This window comes from Roseobacter sp. N2S (assembly GCF_031454055.1).
Lineage (GTDB): Bacteria > Pseudomonadota > Alphaproteobacteria > Rhodobacterales > Rhodobacteraceae > Amylibacter.
Map to the genome: position 1 here is coordinate 485261 of NZ_JAVDQB010000001.1, position 22842 is coordinate 508102.

A 22842-nucleotide genomic window follows, 5' to 3' on the forward strand; every position below is an offset into this window, starting at 1 on the left:
TTAGGATTTTACCCTGTCCATCTTGGGATCATACAGCGGGGCGAGGGTTATTTTGGCGGGCACGCGCAGGGTCGCGACCTCTAGCTCATAGTCGCCCGCCATAACGTAGTCTTTGTCGATCACGCTATCGCTGCGTACATAGCCCATGCCGATGCTTTGCCCCAGCGTATGCCCGAACCCAGCCGAGGATAACCAGCCGCAGCTGACCCCGTTGCGATAGATGGTTTCGCGCCCTGACAGGATCACATCCCCGTCGCAGGTGAAGGTGGCCATGATCTTTTTGACGCCGCTCTCGCGCTGGGCCTGAACTGCCGCGCGGCCCCTGAACGGGATGTTGGATTTCAGCTTTACCGCCCAGCCAAGACCGGCTTCATCGGGGGTGTGATCCGGCCCGATGTCCGAACTCCATGCGCGGTAGCCTTTTTCCAGCCGCAGGGTTTCGATGGCGCGGTAGCCTGCGTTGCGCAGACCAAGGGGTGCGCCCGCCGCGTGCAGCGCCTGATAGACGGTCAATGCGTATTCCACGGGCAGATGCAATTCCCAGCCCAGTTCCCCCACATAGGTGATCCGCAGCGCCAGCACGGGGCAGCCCGCAATGCCGATTTTGCGGGACTGGCCAAAGGCAAAGCTGTCGTGGCTGATGTCATCACGGGTGCAAGCGGCGAGGATGTCGCGGGCTTTGGGGCCAAACAGGGACAGCACTGCGTTCGATGATGTCACATCCACCAGTTGCGCGTTCATATCTGCGGGAATGTTGCGGGCGATCCAGTCGAAATCATGGGTGGCATAGCCTGTGCCCGTGACGATGTAATATTCATCCTGCGCAATGCGCACGCAGGTTAGATCACATTCAATACCGCCCTTGTCGTTCAGCATCTGGGTGTAGATGATCGACCAAACAGGTTTGTCCACGCGGTTTGCGGCGATCCAGTTCAACGCGGCTTCGGCATCAGGCCCTTTGAGGATAAATTTCGCGAAGGATGTCTGGTCAAACAGCACCGCAGCTTCCCGTGCGGCCTTATGTTCGCGGGCCACGGCCTTGTGCCAGTTCGGGCGTTCAAAGGTGTAGATATCGCGGGCTTCCTCGCCGTCTTGGGCAAACCAGTTGGGGCGTTCCCAGCCCAGTTTTTCACCAAACACAGCCCCACCTGCCAGCAATGTGTCATAAAGCGGAGACCGGCGGCAGGGGCGGCCGCTGTCGTGTTCTTCAGACGGCCAGGCCATTGTGTAATGTTTGCCATATGCTTCCATTGTGCGGGTGCGCACCCAGTCTTCGTCGGCATGGGGGCGACCAAAGCGGCGGATATCTACAGGCCACATATCATAGGGCGGGGCGCCATTGGCCACCCATTCCGCCAGCGCCATGCCAGCGCCGCCGCCCGATGCGATGCCAAAGGCGTTGAACCCTGCGCCAATAAAAACATTGGTCATTTCGGGGGCTTCCCCAAGGATGAAATTGCCATCAGGGGTGAAACTTTCGGGGCCGTTGATCAGTTGTTTGATACCCGCCGTTTGCAAAGCAGGAACGCGGGGCAGGGCAAGGTCTACCAGTTGTTCGAAGTGATCGAAGTTCGATTCCAGCAGTTGGAAATCAAACGGATCGGGGATACCGTTCTTTGCCCAAGGGATGCCGTTCGGTTCATAACCGCCCATGACCAGCCCGCCAACCTCTTCCTTGTAATAGGTTAGGCGGTCGGGATCGCGCAGGGTGGGCAAGTTTGATGGCACGCCAAAGGGTTCGGTGACCATATACTGGTGTTCCACCGACACCAGCGGCACGGTGACACCGATGGTTTTGGCCAGTTCGCGGGTCCATTGACCACAACACAGCACCAGTTTTTCGCATATAACATCGCCCTGCGGGGTGCGCACGCCGATGATTTTACCCTTTTCCGTCAGGATTTCGGTCACGGGGGTATGTTCGACCAGTTTGGCGCCTTTGGCCCGTGCGCCTTTGGCAAGGGCTTGGGTAATATCGGCGGGGTTGGCTTGGCCGTCAGTGGGCAAAAACGCCGCGCCGACCACATCGCCGATGTCCATCAGGGGCCACAGATCTTGGGCCTCTTGCGGGGTCAATAGCTGCATATCCAACCCGAAACTATGGGCGGTGGTGGCCTGACGTTTCACCTCGGTCCAGCGTTCCGCGTTACAGGCCAGCCGCAGCCCGCCGTTCATTTTCCAACCCGTGGCCAGCCCTGTTTCAGCTTCCAGCGTGTTATACAGGTCGATCGAATAGCCCAGCAGCCGCGTGATATTGGCGTTAGATCGCAATTGCCCGACCAGCCCCGCGGCATGCCATGTGGACCCTGATGTCAGTTGTGCTTTTTCCAGAAGCAGAACCTCTTGGCCCATTTGCGCAAGGTGATAGGCAGTGGAGCAGCCGATGATGCCGCCACCGACGATGATGATTTTGGATGAGGACGGGAGTTTCATTTCGTGCCTTACGTGTTTGCAAAGTCTGACAAGGCTGCTGTTAGCCTGTCGAGGTTTTCGGAAGTGTATTGCGCATAGTCGAAATCCAGTTCTGAATGGATTTCCGATGTCATCGACCACAGGGTTTCGCGCATCAGTGACGCGCATTTCATCGCCTGATAGGGCCGCCAGTATTGGTCGGGCGCGGCGTTGAAATATTGCTCCAGCATGGCGCGCTCTTGGGGTTCGCTTAGACCGTTGTTGGATGCCAGCCCCGCCAGATCAAACAGGGGGGAATTATAACCGCCGTATTCCCAGTCGATCAGCCACAGACGGGTGCCGTCATCCAGAATATTGGCCGCCAGCAGGTCATTATGGCCGATCACCAGATCAACGGGGCCGGTAGCGAATTCTAGCCGTTTCACCTGTGCCAGCAGGTCGGGCAAAAGGGATTTATGGCGCGATCCAGACGCGTTAAGCCGTGTGATATAGGTGCGATTGACCTGATAGGGCCAAAAGGCCAGCACGGGTTGTGTTAACACCCTCCCTAATTCGTGATGAACGCGGGACATTAAATCTATGATGCGGGGCAGGTTCGCGGGGTTGGTCACATCCTGTTCGGTAAAGGTGGTTGCAGTCAGAAATTCCAACACCAGCACGCCGTGTTCATGGTGGATCACTTGCGGAGAAAACCCGGCCTGTGCTGCGGCCTGTGACAGGGCCAGTTCATTCCAGCGCATCACCCCGTGTTCGGGAATATCTGACCCTAACCGAACCACGTATTGTTTCCCCTCGTCTGTCACCGTCAGGTTCACATTGGTGATCCCGCCGCCCAGCAGTTTGATGTCTTTTGGGTTTTGAAAACAGCTTAGGCCTGCGGCCCGTGTGATGGCTTGTTCACTCATAGGCCCAACCTTTTGCGTTGTCCGTCTGCCAGGGCATTCACGATCCGGTCTGCGACGATGGCGATAAAGGCCACTGACAGGCCCGCGACAATGCCTTGGCCTGCGTTGGCTTTGGTCAGGGCGATATAGACTTCCTGCCCCAGATCCCGCGTGCCGACCAGTGCAGTGATAACCAGCATGGAAATCGCCAGCATGATGGTCTGGTTCAGCCCCAACAACAGTTGCGGCGTGGCCAGTGGCAGTTTGATCCGCCATAAAAGCTGGCGTTTGGTGCAGCCTGCCATGACACCGGCCTCGATCATCTGTTCGGGCACATCACGCAGGCCGTGGGCCGCATAGCGCACCGCAGGGGCCAGCGCGTATAACACTACCGCGATCATCGCGCTGAAATCGCCGACGCGGAACAGCATCACCACGGGGATCAGATAGACGAAACTCGGCAGGGTTTGCAGCGTGTCCATCAACCCGAGTATCACCCGCCCCGCATTGGGTTTTTCCGCCGCCCAGATGCCCAGCGGAATACCAATCACCGTGGCGATCAGAACGGACACACCGCACAGATAGATCGTCACCATCGCTTTGGGCCACAGCCCGCTGGCGGCGATAAAGCCCATCATCAAAGCGGCCATCAGGCCCAGCTTCCAGCCGCCAATGCGCCATGAAATCAGCCCCATGGCACAAATACCCCAAGCCCAAGGGATACCGCTAAAGAACTTCTTAACAGGCAGCAGCAAGCCTTGCAGGACCACCACTTTGATCGCTTCGAATGTGTCGTAGAAATTGATGTTGATCCATTTCATCGCATCCGCCCAGAACGGGCCTGTGGTCAGGGTCAGGCTGTCGGGGTAGGTTTGCAATGCGGGGATAATCATCCCCAAAACCAGATTGGCAAGGATCACCAAAGCTACGGTGCTGGCCCAAGGATGACGCTGTAGCAGATTGCCTGTGCGCTTTGGGCGCTGGCCGCGCGCGCCAAAGGCCTGACTGGCGCGATCCAGTGCGATGGCCATCACCACAATGGCCAAACCTGCCTCTATGCCGCCGCCAATATCCAGACGGCGCAGGGCTGCCAGAACGTCAAACCCAAGGCCCCCCGCGCCGATCATCGACGCGATAATCACCATGTTGAGCGACAACATGATCACTTGATTGACCCCCACCATCAACGTCGGCGTGGCAGAGGGCACCTGAACCTTCCACAAAATTTGCCGCCTTGTGCAGCCCGCCATGCGGCCCGCCTCAACGATTTCTTCGGGCACGGCGTGCAAGGCAAGGATGGTGATCCGCACCATTGGGGGCATGGCGTAGATCACGGTGGCCACCAGCGCGGCCACAGGGCCAAAGCCGAACAGGATCAGGATTGGCACCAGATAGGCAAAGACCGGAACGGTTTGCATCAGGTCCAGAACGGGTTGCAGCGCGCGGTTGACCCAGACAGAGCGAAACGCGGCGATCCCCAGAAACAGCCCGCCAATCGCGCCGATAGGCACCGCAATCAGGACCGAGGCTAGGGTGATCATCGCGCTGTGCCATTGGCCGAACACCGCCAGATACAGAAAACATCCGCCCACCAAAGCCGCCAGGCCCCAGTTGCGGGCGTAATGGCCAATGGCGATGACGCAGACCACCACCGCGACCCAGCCGAGCGACGGGGCTAGCAGAACGGCCGTGTCGCCGTAGCCTGTGGTAAAACCCTCGATCAGCAGGTTGCGCAGGATTTGATAGGGGGCCTCGATGATGGCGGCGATGCCACGGGTCAGGTCTTTGAAGGTGAAAAAGTAAAAATTGGCGCTTTCAACCAGCCAGTTCAAAAACCGGCTGATGTTGTCTTCTAACGGCAGTTCCCAGTGTTTGGGAAAGCGGATAATCCAGCGGGCATCAAAGGCTTTGTACAATTGGAACGACCATGTGGACAAAGCCCATGTGATGACAAACAACCCCAGCCAAAAGGCCCTGCCGGATGTAAGCAAACGTCCCATTCAGCGCCGCCCCACCAGCACGTCAATGACTGCGGCGCGGCTGATCTGGCCGATCACGGCCCCATCCTGTTCGACGCGGTGGGGCAGGTCTGACGCTTCGACCTGATCGCCGATGCTTTCGATCGTTGCGTTATGGACGACGGTGCCGGCAAAGCTGTCGCCTGACACCGGTTCAACCAGCGATCCCGCTGTGATCACTTTGGCGCGGTTCACGTGGCGGGTGAATTCGGCCACATATTGCGTGGCGGGGTTCAGCACCAGTTCTTCGGGTCGTGCCACCTGTTGGATCGCGCCGTCTTTCATCACGGCGATACGGTCGGCAAGGCGGATTGCTTCGTCGAAATCATGGGTGATAAAAACGATGGTTTTATGCAGCATATTTTGCAGCCGGATGAATTCATCCTGCATTTCACGGCGGATCAACGGGTCAAGCGCGGAAAACGGCTCGTCCAGAAACCACAGATCGGGTTCAACCGCCAAGGATCGCGCGATACCGACCCGTTGCTGTTGCCCGCCAGACAGTTCACGGGGGTAATAATCCTCGCGGCCTTTCAGACCGACCAGTTCCACCACTTCGCGGGCGCGTTTCAGGCGCGCCGATTTGCCAACCCCTTGTACATCCAGCGGAAAAGCGGCGTTTTCAAGCACGGTCAGATGGGGCAACAGGGCGAATTGCTGGAACACCATGCCCATTTTGGTGCGGCGGATGTTGATCAGTTCTTTGTCGGATTTGGTCAGCAGGTTTTCCCCTTCAAAGTGGATTTCCCCTGCGGTGGGTTCGACAAGTCGTGACAGACAGCGCACCAGCGTGGATTTGCCTGAACCCGACAGACCCATAATCACAAAAATCTCGCCCTGATAGATTTGCACATTGGCGGCCCGTACCGCGCCAATCAGCCCTGCTTTGCCCAAATCGCCTTTTTTAGGGCTCGGGTTTTTAGGTAAAAACGTTTCGGCATGGGGGCCGTAGAGCTTCCAGACATCGCGGCATTCTAGGATTACGGATCGGGTCATTCTGTCCTCAATAGGGCGTTACCCGGCGATGTGGCGCGGGCGGGCAGTATCGTGCAAGCGATGGGGGGAAGGGGAAGTCGGAGCGCGCCAAATTGTAGCGCACTCCGACAGGTTTAGCGGCTTACTTGACGATCCAGGCAGACCAGGTGTCTTTGTGATCTGTCATCCAAGCGGCCACGGTTTCATCCACGGATTTCCCGTTCAGGTCTACATCAGCTACCATAGCGCCCATGTCTTCGTTGCTGATTTTGAAGTTCTTGATGGCCTTTTCGGCATTTGGCCATTTGTCAGCCAGTCCTGCCCATGCGGCTTTCCAGATCGGACCCGAAGGTTTGCCACAGTCATAGGCCGCATTCGGGTTCACGCCGACGGAAGGGTCGTTGTAACATTCAGCGGAATAAGGCGGGAATTGCACATAGCTGCCTTTGAATTTCGCAGGTGCCCAATGGGGGGAATAAACCCACAGCATGATCGGATCTTCGCGCTGATAGGCGGCTTCCAGTTCGGCAAACAAGGCTGCATCGGTGCCCGCATGGACCACTTCGAAATCCAGACCCAGTGCCTCTACCCGTTCTTCGTCAAAGCCGCCCCATGTGACAGGGCCGCCCAGATACCGCCCCATGGGCGCGGTTTCCGGTGTGGAAAACGCATCGGCGCAGTCTTTCAGGGCTTCCCAGTTTGGCAGGCCGGGGCAGCGTTCTTCCATATAGGCGGGATACCACCATTCCTCGATGGCTTGCATGCCGGTTTCGCCCAGACTGACCACGTTGCCGGTGGCATAGGCCTCGTCCATTGCCTCGCGGGCGGTGGTTTCCCACAGTTCCATGGCCACATGCAGATCGCCGGTTTTCAGCCCTGCAAATTGCGCGATGTAATCGGCCTGTACGTATTCGACGTTATAGCCTGCTTCTTTCAGCACTTCGCCCATCAGGGTTGTGGTGATCAACTGTCCGGACCAGTCGTGCAGCGTCAATTTGATCGGATCAGTAGATTCTTGGGCCAGCGCGGGTGTGACCGCTAAAAATGCGGCGGCTGCCACGGATAAATACTTCATGGTTTAACTCCCTGATTGATAAGGCGTCCAAGTTTAAAGGTGGGTCGAAAGCCCTTGGATCACCGGTAATGATGCAACCATACAATAGGATTCGAAATCAATATCAACAAAAATCAACAAAATGTTTCAATTTATGTAGCTTTACGTCACAAATTGGGGAATACCGAGCAGTGAACCAGCCCTAACGCCTAAAGAAGGTGCAATGACAGATTTAGCAGACAGGCTGCGTATGGCCTTGGACATCACCAAAGATGCGGCGGCTGTGGCCATGTCCCACTTTCGCAACAGCCCTGATATTGCGACCAAATCGGATCAAAGCCCCGTGACCGTTGCCGATACCCAAACCGAGCAAGCAATCCGCGACGGGTTGGCCCGCGCCTTTCCGTCGGAAGCCATCTTTGGCGAGGAATTCGGACGCTCTGGTGATAGCCAAGACATCTGGATCATCGACCCGATTGACGGCACACGATCCTTTATCACGGGGCTGCCGCTTTTCGGCATGTTGCTGGGGTATCTGCAGGGCGGCCAGCCCCAGTTGGGCATCATCCGCATGCCCGCATTGAACGAGGTTTATGCAGGCGCAGTCGGGCAGGGCGCCCGTTGCAACGGCGCAGCGATTGCTGTGAGCGATTGCAAAACCCTGTCTACCGCTCGTCTGTTTGTGAACGAGGGCGACAAGCTGGCGGCCCATGAACCACAGGTATTTGCGCGTCTGATCCATTCGGGCGAGTTGCGCCGTATGGGTGCGGATTGCTATCCTCATGCGCTGGTGGCGCGGGGGCTGGTGGACGCCGTGGTGGACTATGATTTGCAACCCTATGATTACCTGCCCGTGTCTGCGGTGGTACAGGCGGCAGGTGGGGTTATGACCGATTGGCAGGGCAATCCCCTGACTATGGAGTCGGACGGACGTACCCTGACGGCGGCAACCCCGGAATTGCACGCAGAGTTACTGGCGCTGGTGAACGCTTAACCCTGTTTGACCGCCGCTACATGGTCCTGAAAGGCCGGGTCTTGCATCAGGGTCTTACACCGTTTGAACCGCTCCGAAGCATAGGCCCAGAAATCCTCGGCCGGATTGTCATCCGCGTGCTGGATCAGACCCCACAAGGTCCACAGCAGATCACACATGGCTTTGTAAATCACCATCCGTCCGGTTTCTGACGGGGTTGGTGCGCGGCCAAAATAGGCCTGCATCAATGCGGCGTCCTGTGCGGCTGTCATACCCGCCTCAACCGATAAATCCCCCAGATCCCAAAGGGGGTCATTCATGCCCGAATACTCCCAATCCACGATCCACATGATTTTGCCGTCATCCAGAAAATTTTCGCACAAAGGGTCACAGTGGCACGGCGCAAGGGGCAAATCCGCATCCGCCAGAACTTGTTTCACGGGCGCGGCAGCGGCAACCACTTCGGGATAGCCTTCGGGCAGATCCACGTCTTTGGTGGACAGGATTTTCAGGTAGTCGTCGATCATCGCAAACAGCTCGAAGCGGAATTGAAACACCTCGCCCGAGTTGTGCAATTTCGCCAGCGCCCGCCCCGCCCGCGCCGGTGCGCCTGCGCGGCTGGCGAATAAGGCAGGTGTCATGGTTTCGATGTTTGGCACCGTGCGGGAAATCATCAGGCCGGTTTCTGGGCGGGCATAAATCACCTCAGGCGACACGCCTGCGCGCGCCGCCGCCCGTGCGTTATGGGCCTCAACCGCGCGGTCGATGTAATCTTCGGTGCCATCGCCCGGGATGCGAACGATGACGGATGTATCGCCAATCTCAACACGGTGTACCAGATTGGTTAATCCGCCCAATCGGGTGATGCTGTTGGCTTTGGTGACATCGGCGAATTGGTTTGCTTCGCGCAGGGCGGTCAGGACGTTTTCGGCGTGTTCCGTCATCGGTGTGTTATCCTTTCAAAGCAGAGTTTTGCGGATCATAAAGCGGGCCGTCCACCTGTTGGATCGGGTGATGTTCGCCAAAGACCTCAAGCGTGAAATCGGTGGTGTCCCAGTGCTCTTTGGCCAGATAGCCGCGCAAGATTGTCTGCCCGACAGTCTGCCCGAACCCCACCGATGTTGCCAGCGATACAAGGGTTTCCCCCAGTAAAATCGCCTCCCCCCCTGTCAGCGGCAGGTTTTTGGGGGTGGTAAAGGTACACAGCTTGCGATCCAGTTGACCCGCTTTTTGGGCTTCCAGAACCGCGCGTCCGATAAAGTCTCCTTTGGATTTCAAATGGACCCGAAACCCCAGACCTGCCTCGATTGGGGTATAATCCGGCGTCACATCGCCCGACCAATAGACATAGCCCTTTTCCATCCGCAAACTGTCAATGGCGCGGTAGCCCACATTGGTAATGCCATGGGGCTGGCCCGCCTGCCACAGGGTGTCATAGACATGGGCGGCGAATTCGGTGGGGATGTGCAATTCATAGCCCAATTCGCCCACATACCCGATCCGCGCGGCGCGCACAGGGGCGGCGCCGATGATGATTTCGGCGGCGGTAGAAAACGGGATCGCGGCGTTGGACACATCGCTTTCGGATGCGGTGGCCAGCACATCGCGGGCCTTCGGGCCGACGATATTGATCACGGCGATACCGCTGGTAACCTCGATCAAATGAACCGATCCGTCGTTGGGTAGGTGGCGTTTGATCCAGTCGCTGTCATGTACGCCAAAGCCCGATCCTGTGACCATATAGAACTTGCCAGCTGCCAGACGGATAAAGGTCACGTCCGCTTCGGTGCCGCCTTTGGTGTTGCACATCTGGGTGTAGATGACCGACCCGATGGGCTTGTCCATATTGGACACACACAGGTGTTGCAGCAGGGCCAATGTGCCTGCGCCGATCAGCTCAAATTTGGCAAAGCTGGATTGGTCGATCAGGGCGACCCGTTCGCGCACGGCTTTATGTTCAAGTGCTGCAAATGTTTTCCAGCCGGGGTTCAGAAAATCGAGTTGGTCGACGGCAGGCACACCTTCAGGTGCAAACCAAAGTGGTCGTTCCCAGCCGTTTTTAGACCCGTAAACCGCGCCCTGATCTTTCAGCCGTTGATAAAGTGGGGACAGGCGCAACTGGCGGGCGGTTTCGTGTTCTTGGCCAGGATAGCGCATTTTGTAGTGATGGGCGTAATGTTCCACCGCGCGGGGATACATAAAGGCGCGGGTGCCGTGATGCGGCCCGAAGCGGCGCACATCCAGCGGCCATAGATCCAGCGAGGGCTGCCCGTCCACAACCCACTCCGCGATCATTTCCCCCGCACCGCCCCCCGCAGCGATGCCGTATAGAAACCCCGTGGCCAGCATCAGGTTTTTATAGTCGGGCTGCCATCCCATCACAAAATCCCCATCCGCAGAATAGGGGATCGGGCCGTTGATGACCTGACGGATGCCGACCTGATTTATCACGGGCGTGACCTTGCCCGCCAGTTCCGCCAAAGGCAGGAAACGGTCCAGATTTTCTGGCAGAAGCTGGCGGATAAATTTGCCGGGGATGCCTTGATCGCCAAAGGGTAAAGTACCCTCTTCATAGCCGCCCACAACCAAACGCCCGCCCACATCGGGCTTGTAATAGACCAGACGTTCAGGGTCCCGCAGGGTGGGATAATGGCCGATGTCACTGCCAGTGGATTCGGTGATGATATACTGGTGTTCCACGGCGCAGGCAGGAACCCTGATGCCCAGTTTCGCGGCGATTTCACGGCTCCACATGCCAGTGGCAAGGATGACAGTATCCGCCTCCCAACGCCCCTCGGTTGTTTCAACGGATGTGATCCGCCCGCCCGTGACGTTGAAATCCAGAACCTCCACGTTCTGGCGAATATCTGCACCTTGTTTGCGCGCAGCGCCTGCCACAGCCTGACACAGGGATGCGGGGTCTACATAGCCGTCTGACGGGATAAACGCCGCGCCTTCCAGCCCTTTTGCGTCGATCAGGGGGAACAGGTCTTTGGCTTCGGACGGGCTGATGATCTGCATGTCCAGATCGAAACTGCGGGCCATCGTGGCAAGGCGTTTTGCCTCAAGCATCCGTTCCTTGGTGGCGGCCAAACGCAGTGATCCGGTCTTTTTCCAATCAAATTGCAAGCCGTCCTCGTTTTGCAGACGGTCATACATTTCTACGGATTTCTTTAGCATCCGCGTGGTATTACGCGAGGATCGCAACTGCCCGACCAGACCCGCCGCGTGCCATGTGGCCCCTTCGGTCAGGCTGGCGCGTTCCAGCAGAACCACGTTTTTTTCGCCCATTCGGGTCAGGTGATACGCGATAGAGCATCCCAAAATACCCCCGCCAACAATAAGATGTTTCGCTGCCTGCTGTGCCATAATGCTGTCCGTAAGGTCATTTTCACCGCTCACACTACTTAAAATCAACAAAGTGACAATCATTTTGTTGATTTGTGTTGATATAAATCTCAAAATCAACACGGGCGGGCTGTTCCTCGCGGGAATTAGCGGTATAGGGTGGGGGAATGTCGAAATACGAAGCACATATTTTACACGCTGTTGATATGCGCGGCACAGTCTCTGTGGTAGAGCTGTCGCAGATGCTTGGCGTGTCGGATCAAACCATTCGCCGCGTGACCCAGCCTTTGGTTGAAGGCGGCAGATTAAGCAAGGTGCACGGCGCGCTGGTTTCCAACCGCATTGCCACCGACCCGCCGTTTCTGGCGCGGATGAACCTGAACCGTGACGCCAAGGTCAGTATCGCCAAACTGGCAGCCGAGATCATCGAGGATGGGGCCAGTATCGCGATTGATACGGGGTCTACATCCGGGTTCATCGCACAGGCGTTGCGGGCGCGTAAGCAGTTAACGGTGGTGACCAATTCTGCTTTTGTGGCCAGCACGCTGGCGATTATTCCGGGCAATAAAGTGTTCATGGCGGGCACCCAGTTGCGGGATCATGACGGGGCGGCGTTTGATCGGTCTGCCTTTGATGTGATTGAACGGATGCAGGTGGATTACGCCCTGTTGTCCGCATCCATGGTGGATGCGGTAAAGGGGTTCCTGGTGCATGAACAATGCGAAGTGGAAATCGCCACCGCCATGCTGAAAAACGCGGGTCGGGCGATTATGGCGGTGGATCATTCCAAGTTCACCCAACAAGACCGCAGGCCGGCTGTGCGCCAGCCTACGTTGAAATCAGGCGATATTGTCCTGACCGATCGCCGCCCCAGCCCCGAGTTTGACCGCCTGTTTACAGGGCTGGACCTTCGGATCGCTGCGGCGGCTTAACCGACAAAATACCTAACTTTTGACCCCAAGCGCCAGATTGCTAACCGCGGGCGGCTGGTCTGACAGGCGTTCGTTCTGGAGGCCTGCCTGCCGTTTGAATTCCAGCCGCGCAATCTGGTCGCGGTGAACTTCATCCGGACCATCAGCCAGCCGTAACAGGCGGGCGGTGGCATAGGCGGCGGCCAGTCCGAAATCATTGCTGGTGCCGCCACCGCCGAACAGTTGGATTGCCCAGTCGATCACCTGACAAGCCATATTGGGCACTGCAACCTTGATCATGGCGATTTCTGCCTTGGCCTCTTTGTTGCCAACAGTGTCCATCATATGGGCCGCGCGCAGGGTCAGCAGGCGGCATTGTTCGATCATGATGCGGGATTCTGCGATACGTTCGCGGGTGACCGATTGCTCGGATAGCAACTTGCCAAAGGCGGTGCGTTCGCCTGCACGGGCCACCATCTTTTCAAGGGTGCGTTCCGCCAGCCCGATCAGCCGCATGCAGTGGTGGATGCGGCCCGGGCCAAGCCGCCCTTGGGCGATTTCAAAACCGCAGCCTTCACCCAGCAGCATGTTTGATGCGGGCACGCGCACGTTTTCAAACACCACTTCGGAGGCGCGGTCCGGCATGCCGTAAAACCCGAACACGGGGATGGATCGTTTGACCGTGACGCCCGGGGTGTCTTTGGGGATCAGGATCATGGATTGCTGGCGATACGTGTCGGCGCTGGGGTCGGATTTGCCCATGAAGATGATGATCTTGCAGCGCGGGTCGGTGGCCCCTGTGGTGTACCATTTGTGGCCGTTGATCACATAGTCATCGCCGTCCCGCACAATTGCGCTTTCGATGTTGCGCGCATCAGATGATGCCACAGCGGGTTCGGTCATCGCGAAAGAGGACCGTATTTCGCCGTTCAACAGGGGTTCCAGCCACAGCTTTTTGTGCTCTTCTGTGCCGTAACGTTCCAGAACCTCCATGTTGCCCGTGTCAGGGGCGGAACAGTTGAACACCTCGGGGGCAAGATGGCTGCGGCCCATGATTTCGCACAGGCTGGCGTATTCCAGATTGTTCAGCCCCGCACCGCGATCCGAATTGGGCAGGAACAGGTTCCACAACCCGCTGTCCCGCGCGATGGCTTTCAATTCTTCTACAACGGGTTGCACAGCCCAAGGGCCAAGGTCTTCGGATTCCCGATAGTGGCGGGATTCATTGGGGTAGATGTGTGTGTCCATAAAGGCGCGCAGGCGGGTTTCAAGCTGTAAGGTTCTTTCGGATTTCTCGGGAATCATCAGTCTCTCGCTTATGTTCTTGGGTCTTTGGGGTCGTGCCGGGGGAAGCAGATTGACCCATTGAAAAAATCGACATAGTGACGTATTGTCAGACACTAATAACTACCATAGCCTCAGACGTGTGAAAAGCAGTATTCGCCCACACCTGACGCTGCGCAACCAAAGGAAAACACCATGACCCAAGCCTATATCGTAGACGCGCAGCGCACTGCTGGTGGACGCCGCAAGGGCGCGCTGGCAGGGTGGCACCCAGCAGATCTGGGCGCGGAAATCCTGAACGCGCTGGTGGATCGCACGGGGATTGATCCAGCGGCGATCGACGATGTGGTGATGGGCTGTGTCACCAAAGGCGGCGAGCAGGCGTTTAACGTGGGGCGTAATGCTGTGCTGGCGTCAAAACTACCCCAAACCGTGCCCGCAACCACCGTGGATCGGCAATGTGGCAGCTCGCAACAGGCGGTGCATTTTGCAGCGGCTATGGTGATGGCTGGTGTGCAGGATGTGGTGATTGCGGCAGGTGTCGAAAGCATGACACGGGTGCCGATGTTCGCAGACATGAGCAGCTTTGAAAAAGCAGGCATCGGGGCAAGCCCTGTAAGTGCGCGCATTGAGGACCGTTTCGGGGTAAAGAATTTCAGCCAGTTTGTGGGCGCGGAAATGATCGCGCAGAAGTACGGGTTTTCGCGGGACGATCTGGATGCTTATGCACTGGAAAGCCACCGCCGCGCGGCTGCTGCCACACAGGCTGGCGCGTTTGAGCGGGAAATCCTGCCACTGGCCATTGAAGGGGGTATGCACAGCCGCGATGAAGGCATCCGCGCTGATGCAACCCTGCAAAGCATTGGCGGTGTTGATCTTTTATCTGCCGACGGTGTGCTAAGCGCGGCCAATGCCAGCCAGATTTGTGACGGCGCATCTGGCGTTATGATCGTCAGTGAGCGGGCGTTAAAAGAGCATGGTCTTACCCCCATCGCGCGGATTGTGGATATGACGGTGACTGCGGGCGATCCGGTGATCATGCTGGAAGAACCCATTGAAGGCACCCGCCGCGCGCTGAATAAATCAGGTATGACGCTGGACCAGATCGACCTTTACGAGGTGAACGAGGCGTTTGCCCCGATCCCCCTTGCGTGGATGAAAGACCTTGGGGCCGACCCTGCGCGCACCAATGCAAATGGCGGTGCAATTGCGCTGGGCCATCCGCTGGGCGCCAGTGGCACGCGGTTGATGTCAACACTCATCCACGGGCTGCGGGCCAGCGGCAAACGCTATGGCTTGCAAACCATGTGTGAAGGCGGCGGCACCGCCAATGTCACCATACTGGAAGCGCTTTAAAAAGCCCTGCCCGTCTGTTCCATTTGGCGCGTGTCTTTCTCTCGTAAACAGAACCACATGCTGCTAAACAAATGGCAACGGCGGGCACACGTCGGTTAGGCCCTGAACAACGGCCCCCACAACGGAGATGAATATATGAGTTTGCGCGGACAGCATCTAAAGGTGAACTACGCTTATCGCCAGTTTGCCGATGAAATCGAAGCGCAAATCATGCAAGGCACCCTGAAACCTGGTGAACGCCTGCCCGGAGAGGTGGAATTGGCCCAGATGTTCGGCGTCACGCGGTCCACCGTGCGCGAAGGCTTGCGCCAGTTGGAAAGCGAAGGGCTGGTGCACCGCCCCTCGCCCCGCCGTCTGGAAGTAGCCTTGCCCCAAAGCGACAAACTGGCCACCCGCGCCAGCCGTGCCATGGTGCTGATGAACGTTACATTCCGTGAACTGTGGCAGGTGGCGCTGGAAACCGAGCCTTTGGCCGCTGAACTGGCAGCCCAAAAGGCGACGCCAGACACAATTGCCGCACTAGAAGACATCCACGCCCGTCTGATTGCAGCCAAACATGATGTGGCGGAAACCACGCGGCTGGACACACTGTTCCACACCCAAATCGCCGAGATGGGCGAAAACCGTGTCCTAAGCCTCGCCCGTGAACCGCTGGCGTTACTGCTGTATCAGGGGTTCTATCAGGTCACACCGAAAGTGCCCCAAGCGATTGACCGCCAGATCATCGCCCACGGCCATATTCTGGACGCGATCCGCGACAAAGACCCCGCCCGCGCCCGAGAATGGGCCCGCCGCCACATCGAAGACTTCTGGCGCGGCATCCAAATCGCAGGGCTACAGGACCAACCGTCGATTTCAAAAACCAATCGGTTGAAGTAGGGGCTAAGTGGCATTTTCGAGCCTCATCTTGAAGGCGTAATTCCGATTCATTGAAGCCAGTTTGAGGAAAAACCGACTTTGAATAAACCGCGGCTCATGTCCGCTTTACGGGACGTTTTCGCCGTTCACCGCGCCGTCAATTGTCAGGAAAACGGGAATCAGATGCGAACCGCCGAGATGACAACTGACGGAGCAGGGACAAAATAACCCTGTTCTTGCTTGGTGCCTTCAGTTCTTGTCCGCAACGCTAAATCACTTCGAATAGCATCTCGTTTTGAAGTGGGCTGTCGGCTAAGTAACGAAGCTGTCCGAACAGCACCTCCATCAAAAAGATCAAACAAAGCTTCGGGGCTTTGCAGACGCAATTCAGAGGCGATCTCAATCAACTTAACATCGGTGAAACCTGCACCTTCAACCATCGCTTTGGCCACTTCAAAGTCAACAAGTACGTGCGCATCGGGGCCTGCGGGTAGTGTAATCAATGGATCAGCCAAGCGCTCAACCGCGTCGAACAACCAACCGAACGAGCCGTTTGATCCTTTTCCATGCCAAATAGAAAACGCAATTTTCCCCCCTGTTTTCAATACTCTGGCAGCTTCAATCAACCCACGACGGGCATCGGGGAAATGTGGAACTCCAAACCCAATTGTCACGGCGTCGAAACTTTCGTTTGGGAACCCCGTTGCCATCGCATCACCCTGAACAAATGTGGCATTCGGGACAGAAGACTTTGCAAGCGAAATCATCGGTTCAGAGAAGTCCAACCCGGTTACTTTAGCGCCCCTTGTCACAAGTTCCTTGGCGACCACACCATGCCCTGTACACAGGTCAAGCACCTCAACATTCGGTTTGGCGCCAACCGACTCTGCCAGCTTTTCGGCCACAAGATGGGTCGCCATCTCGAAACCATCGGCATAACCTTTGGCAATGGACGGGTTACTCCAACCGTCACGTTCCATGTTCTCAAAATCACTTGTGCCTGTCATTTTCTCCTCCAATGAGGACAACCGTATATTCAATGCGTTCGGCGACAAAGAAAGAAAATGAAGGCGGTAAGTCGGAATGTCACCCCGCCCTTCACAACACTAGGCACAATCCTTTCCCCCAAAAAAACACCGACGGTGAGATATCTCACCGTCGGCTTGTTGCAACGAGGTAGGGATTCCTTTTGGCGTTCGGGGCGGGTTAATTCTTGTCAAACACGCCCTGATACTCCACCCGCAGGTCTTTCTTCAGGATTTTTCCACTGGCGTTTTTGGGCAATTGCTCGACGATTGCGATGTGTTTGGGGGATTTGAATCCTGCCAGTTTTTCGCGGCAATAGACCATCAGTTCATCCACCGTTACGCTTGATCCTGCCTTGGGGACGACGATGGCGGTCACGGCTTCGATCCATGTGGGGTGGGGGATGCCGAAGACGGCGACCTCGGCCACTTCGGGGTGGTGGAAAATCATTTCTTCGACTTCGCGGCTGGCCACGTTTTCACCGCCGGTTTTCACCATGTCCTTTTTGCGGTCCACTACATACAGATAGCCGTCTTCGTCAAAACGGCCCAAATCCCCACTGTGGAACCAGCCGTTTGCAAAGGCCTCTGCGGTTTTGGCGGTGTCTTTGTAATATTCAAGGATCAGATGCGGGCTGCGGTGGACGATTTCCCCGACCTCGCCAACTGCGACGGGCTGGTCGTTGTCATCCACAATGCGGGTTTCCACATTGATGGCAGGGCGTCCGGCAGACCCGAGTTTGCTTAGTTGTTCGCTGGGCTGCAGAATTGTGGCGATCGGGGCCATTTCGGTCTGCCCGTAGAAGTTCCACAGCTTGATATTGGGCAGTCGCTGCATCAGTTCTTCGATGATGGCGGTGGGCATGATGGCCGCGCCATAATAGCCCGCTTGCAGGCTGGAAAGGTCACGTTTGTCAAAGTCGGGATGGCGCAGCAGGGCGATCCAGACGGTGGGGGGGCAGAACAGTTTGGTCACGCCTTCGGCTTCGATTGCGGCCAGCATTTCGGCGGGGTCGGCCTTGTCATGCAGGATGCTGGTGGCACCAAGGTACAGGTCCGGGGATAAGAAGCAATCCAGTTGGGCGCAGTGGAACAGGGGCAGGCAGTGCAGGGACACCGCATCGCCTGTCATTTTGCCATCCACGATGCAGCTGACGTATTGCGCATAAAGCGCGCTAGAGGTCAGCAGCGCACCCTTGGGGCGGGATTCCGTGCCGCTGGTGTACATCATCTGGATCGGATCATCGGGGGCCACATCAACCCAGACATCGCTGTCGTCTGGATGATCCAGTAAGGTATCCACAGGCACCCAAGGGGCGGCGACTTCGACGCCTGCATGGGGGATGCAGAACCGCTGCATATCGGTCTTGCCAAGGGCCGCAAGGGCGATGTCAGCCGTGGCGCAAAGCGCGTCTTCGGCGGCAATGGCACAGGCGCCCGAATGGTCCAGGATATAGGCCACATCTTCGGCGTTCAGCATAAAGTTGACGGGTGTCGTCACCGCGCCAAGCCGTGCAAGGGCAAAGCGCAGAACCACAAAGGTGCGGTTGTTATGGCTAAGCAACGCGACGCGGTCGCCTTTGGTAATACCCTGTGCCGCCAAAGCGTTGGCGGCGCGGTTCACGGCGGTATTCAGGGCGCGAAACGTGTCTGACGCGCCGCGAAACACCAGCGCGATTTTATCAGGATCGCGTGCTGCGGATCTGTGCAGCAGATCCCCCAGTTGTTGACTGCGTGCGCGGCGCACAAGCGCCGTGTTTTCAGGTTTGGTTTCCATTTTATCCACCTTTGGTCAGATACCCGATTTTGGCCGGGTTTAAGATTTTGGATCGGGTCAGTTCAGCAGCTCGGGCAGTTTCAGCACCAGTATCGGGAAAGCAGACAGGACTGCCACAATGGCAAGGTCCATCACGATAAACCACATCACACCCCGGAAAATAACGGATGTTTTCACCAGATCGCCCACCACGCTTTTGATAACAAAAACATTCATCCCGATGGGTGGGGTGATCATTCCGATTTCCAGCAGTTTGGTCAGCACGATGCCGAACCACAGCAGGCTCCAGCCAGAGGCATCCACCACGGGCAGGATAATCGGCAAGGTCAGCAACATGGCCCCGATGGGTTCAAGGAACATGCCCATCAGCAGGTAGACCAGCACAATGCCAAACATCAGCAGAACCGGACTGGAAGCCATCGACATGATGCCAGAAGACAGGTAATCCCCCGCGCCGGACAGGGCCAGAAAACGGGTCAGCAGGCTGGCACCGATGGCGATGATCAGCAGGGAAGCCGTGGTCATGGTGGTTTCCCGCGCTGCTTGCAAAAAACGGCTGAGGGTTAACTCTCCACTGATAAAGGCCACCACACAGGCAAGGAATGCGCCAACGGCACCTGCCTCGGTCGGGGTGAAGACACCGCCGAACAGGCCACCAAAGATACCGATCATAATCAGGAAAATCGGCCATGTGTCTTTCAGCGCGATGATCCGTTCTTTCAGGCCGACTTTTTCATCCCGCTCAGGGGCAAGATCTGGGTTCAGTTTGACCCGGATCAGCACCACAAGGATATAGCCGATGGTGGTCAGAATACCTGCGCTGATGCCGCCCAGAAACAGCTTGGCAATGGAAACCTGCGCGATCACGCCGTATAGGATCAGGATGATCGAAGGCGGGATCAATGCGCCAATGGTGCCTGCAACCGCCACCGTGCCTGTGGCCAGCTCGGGGTGGTATTTGTGCTTCATCATTTCGGGAATGGCGATGCGGCCCATGGCGGCGGAACAGGCGATGGATGACCCTGACACAGCCGCAAAACCCGCCGACCCGAAGATCGCAGCAATGGCCAATCCGCCCGGTATGGCAGACAGCCAGATGCGCGCGGCGTTAAACATGCCTTTGGTCAGTTGGGTGTGATAGCTGATAAAGCCGAGGAACAGAAACATCGGGATTGAGCTGAGCACCCAGTTCGCGGTGAACTGATAGGGAATAACCCCAAGCGCACCCCAAGCCACCCGCGAGCCCATAAGGGACCACAGACCAACAAAAGATACCCCGATCAAAGACACGCCGATTGGAACGCGCAGGGCGATCAGGGCCATAAGGGTTCCAAGCCCAGTCAGGCCAATTGCAACATCAGTCATGAATTATCTCTGCATCTTCGATTGTTTCGTGAAGGCCGTTGCGGGTGTTAAAAACTTTGACCAGTATTTTATAGACTGCAACAAGGGCGAACAGCGCGGCGCCAATGGGGATCGCCCAATAGCTGGGCCAGATCGCGATCAGGCTGGACCCCTGTTCCATAGACGCGCCGGATTTGGTCTTTTTCATCGCTTCTATAAACCCGCTATAGGCCAGCAGGCCAAAAACCGCGACGGTCAGCGCGCCGGAAAAAACCGACAGCCAACCCTGAAGGGTGCGGGGCATCATATCGGTCAGAAACTCGACGGAAATATGGGCGTTTTTCTCTTCGGCCACGCCAAGGGCAATGAAAACCACAATGATCATGTAATAATGCCCGACAATCACAATTGTCCCCGTCAAAGGCGCGTTGAACACATATCTGCCAACCACATCTGCGGTGACATGCAGCATCATCAAAACGATGCTGATAGTCCCGAGCAACGACGCAATTCTTGTCAGTCCTGACAAGAATTTCCCAACATGAAGCATTGGTTTCCCCCTGAATTTTTTGTGTCGGGCGCCAGTGTTTCCACTGGCACCCATCCGGTCTTACTTGCCGTAGCTGTTGACGTCGATCTTGGAGTAGATCTCGTTCCAATACAGGTCGGTCAAGGCTGCAGATGTGTCAACATCAGCGGTCAGCTTTGTCCAGCGTCCCAGCAAGTCACGCAGCGTCGTTGCGGCTTCGTCGCCGTTTTTCAGACCGAAGCGTTCGGAATACACGCTTGCAACGGCTTTCACGTCGTTCGCAATGAATTCACGGTTCATGGCGATCAGGCTGTCAGATGCAGGGCCATATTCGATGCCACGATCCGGAGAAGCCTCTTTACCCGCGCGGGCTTCGTCAAGGTAAACCCAAGTCATTTCCGCGCCCAGTTTGGCACTGGCTTTCAGGATGGCAGATTTGCCATTGTCAGACAGGCCGTTCCAGCGGTCTTTGTTCATCATGGTTGGAACAGTGAATTGCGCACCTGGCAGGCCTGTGTACAGATATTTCACCGCGTCGATGAAGCTGAAGTTCACATAATCCGCAGTGTTTGACGCCGTACAATCCAGAACGCCTTGATTCAGCGCTTCAAAGGTTTCGTTCACTGACATAGACACAGGAACCGCGCCCATTGTTTCGGCCCAACGGGACCAGTAAGCACCCGCTGTACGAATACGCTTGCCCTTCAGGTCTTCGGGGGAATTCAGCGGTACAACACATTGCAGCGCATAAGATGTGGTCATGCCCGCACCCAGATAAACCTGATTTTGTGCAGCCGTTTCGACCATACAATCAGGGCAGTTCAGCATCACATATTCCGTCAGCGCACCGGCAAAAGCGGCAGAGCTGATGTCACTGGAAAACTCTTCCAATTCCACAAGCTGCGAAAATTCGGAAATCATGTTCAGATTTGGGAATTCCGCCGGGAAATATGGTGTCAGGATCGCTGCGGCATCGGCCAGACCGTCACGCACGCCTGCATTGCCTTCGGCAAAGCTGAGCAGGGACAAGGGGAAAACCCGCATTGTCAATTCGCCGCCGCTGTTCGCCTCGATGGCTTCGGCATAAGCTTCCAGAACCGCTGTGGGTTTGGAGTTTGGCGGCCAACCGCCTGCATAGCTGAGCTGATCCGCGTTTACTGCGGGGGCCAGAGCCAGCAGCGATGCGCCTGCTAGGATTGATTTGATTAAAGTACTCATGGTTTCTCCTCCTGTTGGTATTCCGAAAAACTGGAATGTCGAATTGAACGGTATTTAGGGTCTAAAGGGGGCCCGCGCGGCGCTTATTGCTGAAACCGCGGCGGGCGTTTTTCTTTGAAGGCGGCCAGACCTTCGGCAAAATCACGGGTCTCGCCCGCAGCTTTTTGCAACTGGCGTTCGGTGGCCAGCGCGGTTTGAAAATCACTGTCAGCCGCGCTCCATGCGGCTTTGCGGATCAGGCTGTAGCTTTGCGAAGGCCCCTGTGCCAGACGGGCGGCGATTTCAAATGCTACATCTTCTACCGCGTCATCTTCGGCCACGCGGGTGATCAAACCCCAGTCAAAGGCCTGCTGGGCAGGGATTTTTTCTGCCAATAACATCATTTCCATGGCGCGCACCCGCCCGACGGCTTTGGTAAGCAACCATGTGGCACCACCGTCGGGGATCAGGCCGATGCGGGCGAAAGCCTCTAGGAAATAGGCGGATTTGCCTGCCACGATTATGTCACAGGCCAGCGCGATGGACGCGCCCACCCCAGCGGCCGCGCCGCGCACAGCGGAAATCACCGGAACAGGCAGATCGCGGATCGCATTCATCAGCGGGTTGTATTCCGCTTCTAATGTTTGGCCCACGTCAAACCCTGTCATATCGTCCGGCATGGCCGCGTTCAGATTGGCCCCTGCGGAAAACGCCCGCTCGGTTCCAGCCAGAACAATGGCACGGGCGGTTTTGGATTCTGACAGCAGCAAGTTATGCAACAAAAGGGCCATATCCGGCGTAAGTGCGTTCATCGCGCCGGGGTCGTTCAGGCGCAGGGTGGTCACCCCGTCCTTGCGTTCTACTAAGATTTTATCCGTCATAATGTCTCCTCCCAGA

The 22842-nt window shown here is 56.9% G+C and carries 18 protein-coding genes; 4 read left to right on the forward strand and 14 right to left on the reverse strand.

Annotated elements, in window-relative coordinates:
* From GGE09_RS02390 to GGE09_RS02410, 5 genes are all read right to left on the reverse strand, one after another.
* Positions 1–2433 carry an FAD-dependent oxidoreductase gene (locus tag GGE09_RS02390; protein WP_309743491.1) on the reverse strand — a complete coding sequence of 811 codons (2433 nt, stop codon included), beginning with the start codon at positions 2431–2433 and terminating at the stop codon, positions 1–3.
* A gap of 8 nt (positions 2434–2441) precedes the next feature.
* On the reverse strand, positions 2442–3317 hold the full coding sequence (locus tag GGE09_RS02395) for a phosphotransferase (RefSeq protein WP_309743493.1): 876 nt from the start codon (positions 3315–3317) through the stop codon (positions 2442–2444).
* Positions 3314–5296 (reverse strand): ABC transporter permease subunit, encoded by a 1983-nt coding sequence (locus GGE09_RS02400; protein ID WP_309743495.1) that lies wholly within the window; start codon positions 5294–5296, stop codon positions 3314–3316. Before GGE09_RS02400 ends, GGE09_RS02395 begins: the two co-directional genes overlap by 4 nt.
* Positions 5297–6310 (reverse strand): betaine/proline/choline family ABC transporter ATP-binding protein, encoded by a 1014-nt coding sequence (locus GGE09_RS02405; protein WP_309743497.1) that lies wholly within the window; start codon positions 6308–6310, stop codon positions 5297–5299.
* A 121-nt stretch (positions 6311–6431) separates the two neighbouring features.
* Entirely contained in the window at positions 6432–7364 is a 933-nt protein-coding gene (locus GGE09_RS02410; RefSeq protein WP_309743499.1) for an ABC transporter substrate-binding protein, read from the reverse strand.
* 202 nt (positions 7365–7566) lie between these two features.
* Between GGE09_RS02410 and GGE09_RS02415 the strand changes: the two genes are divergently transcribed.
* On the forward strand, positions 7567–8337 hold the full coding sequence (locus GGE09_RS02415; protein WP_309743501.1) for an inositol monophosphatase family protein: 771 nt from the start codon (positions 7567–7569) through the stop codon (positions 8335–8337).
* Here the strand turns inward: GGE09_RS02415 and GGE09_RS02420 are convergent.
* Both GGE09_RS02420 and GGE09_RS02425 read right to left on the reverse strand, forming a co-directional pair.
* Positions 8334–9260 (reverse strand): phosphotransferase, encoded by a 927-nt coding sequence (locus GGE09_RS02420; protein WP_309743503.1) that lies wholly within the window; start codon positions 9258–9260, stop codon positions 8334–8336. The genes GGE09_RS02415 and GGE09_RS02420 overlap by 4 nt on opposite strands.
* 7 nt (positions 9261–9267) lie before the next feature.
* Positions 9268–11685, reverse strand: coding sequence for an FAD-dependent oxidoreductase (locus GGE09_RS02425; RefSeq protein ID WP_309743505.1), 2418 nt, complete (start codon positions 11683–11685; stop codon positions 9268–9270).
* Positions 11686–11831: 146 nt separating this feature from the next.
* Between GGE09_RS02425 and GGE09_RS02430 the strand changes: the two genes are divergently transcribed.
* Positions 11832–12596, forward strand: a complete 765-nt coding sequence (locus tag GGE09_RS02430; protein WP_309743507.1) for a DeoR/GlpR family DNA-binding transcription regulator — start codon at positions 11832–11834, stop codon at positions 12594–12596.
* Between the two features lie 12 nt (positions 12597–12608).
* Here the strand turns inward: GGE09_RS02430 and GGE09_RS02435 are convergent, their stop codons facing one another.
* Entirely contained in the window at positions 12609–13880 is a 1272-nt protein-coding gene (locus GGE09_RS02435; RefSeq protein ID WP_309743508.1) for an acyl-CoA dehydrogenase family protein, read from the reverse strand.
* Positions 13881–14054: 174 nt separating this feature from the next.
* Here GGE09_RS02435 and GGE09_RS02440 point away from each other — a divergent pair, with 174 nt between their 5' ends.
* On the forward strand, positions 14055–15215 hold the full coding sequence (locus GGE09_RS02440) for an acetyl-CoA C-acetyltransferase (protein WP_309743510.1): 1161 nt from the start codon (positions 14055–14057) through the stop codon (positions 15213–15215).
* A gap of 135 nt (positions 15216–15350) precedes the next feature.
* Entirely contained in the window at positions 15351–16094 is a 744-nt protein-coding gene (locus GGE09_RS02445) for an FCD domain-containing protein (RefSeq protein ID WP_309743512.1), read from the forward strand.
* A gap of 158 nt (positions 16095–16252) precedes the next feature.
* Here GGE09_RS02445 and GGE09_RS02450 read toward each other — a convergent pair whose 3' ends face one another.
* From GGE09_RS02450 to GGE09_RS02475, 6 genes are all read right to left on the reverse strand, one after another.
* On the reverse strand, positions 16253–17080 hold the full coding sequence (locus GGE09_RS02450; protein ID WP_309743514.1) for a methyltransferase domain-containing protein: 828 nt from the start codon (positions 17078–17080) through the stop codon (positions 16253–16255).
* Positions 17081–17279: 199 nt separating this feature from the next.
* The gene (locus GGE09_RS02455) at positions 17280–18875 is read right to left on the reverse strand and encodes a fatty acyl-CoA synthetase (protein WP_309743516.1); all 1596 of its coding nucleotides are present in this window, start codon (positions 18873–18875) and stop codon (positions 17280–17282) included.
* A 57-nt stretch (positions 18876–18932) separates the two neighbouring features.
* The gene (locus GGE09_RS02460; RefSeq protein ID WP_309743518.1) at positions 18933–20240 is read right to left on the reverse strand and encodes a TRAP transporter large permease; all 1308 of its coding nucleotides are present in this window, start codon (positions 20238–20240) and stop codon (positions 18933–18935) included.
* Positions 20233–20769 (reverse strand): TRAP transporter small permease, encoded by a 537-nt coding sequence (locus tag GGE09_RS02465; protein WP_309743520.1) that lies wholly within the window; start codon positions 20767–20769, stop codon positions 20233–20235. Before GGE09_RS02465 ends, GGE09_RS02460 begins: the two co-directional genes overlap by 8 nt.
* Before the next feature lie 60 nt (positions 20770–20829).
* The gene (locus tag GGE09_RS02470) at positions 20830–21966 is read right to left on the reverse strand and encodes a C4-dicarboxylate TRAP transporter substrate-binding protein (RefSeq protein ID WP_309743522.1); all 1137 of its coding nucleotides are present in this window, start codon (positions 21964–21966) and stop codon (positions 20830–20832) included.
* 83 nt (positions 21967–22049) lie between these two features.
* Positions 22050–22826, reverse strand: coding sequence for an enoyl-CoA hydratase-related protein (locus GGE09_RS02475; RefSeq protein ID WP_309743524.1), 777 nt, complete (start codon positions 22824–22826; stop codon positions 22050–22052).
* Between the last annotated feature and the right edge of the window lie 16 nt (positions 22827–22842).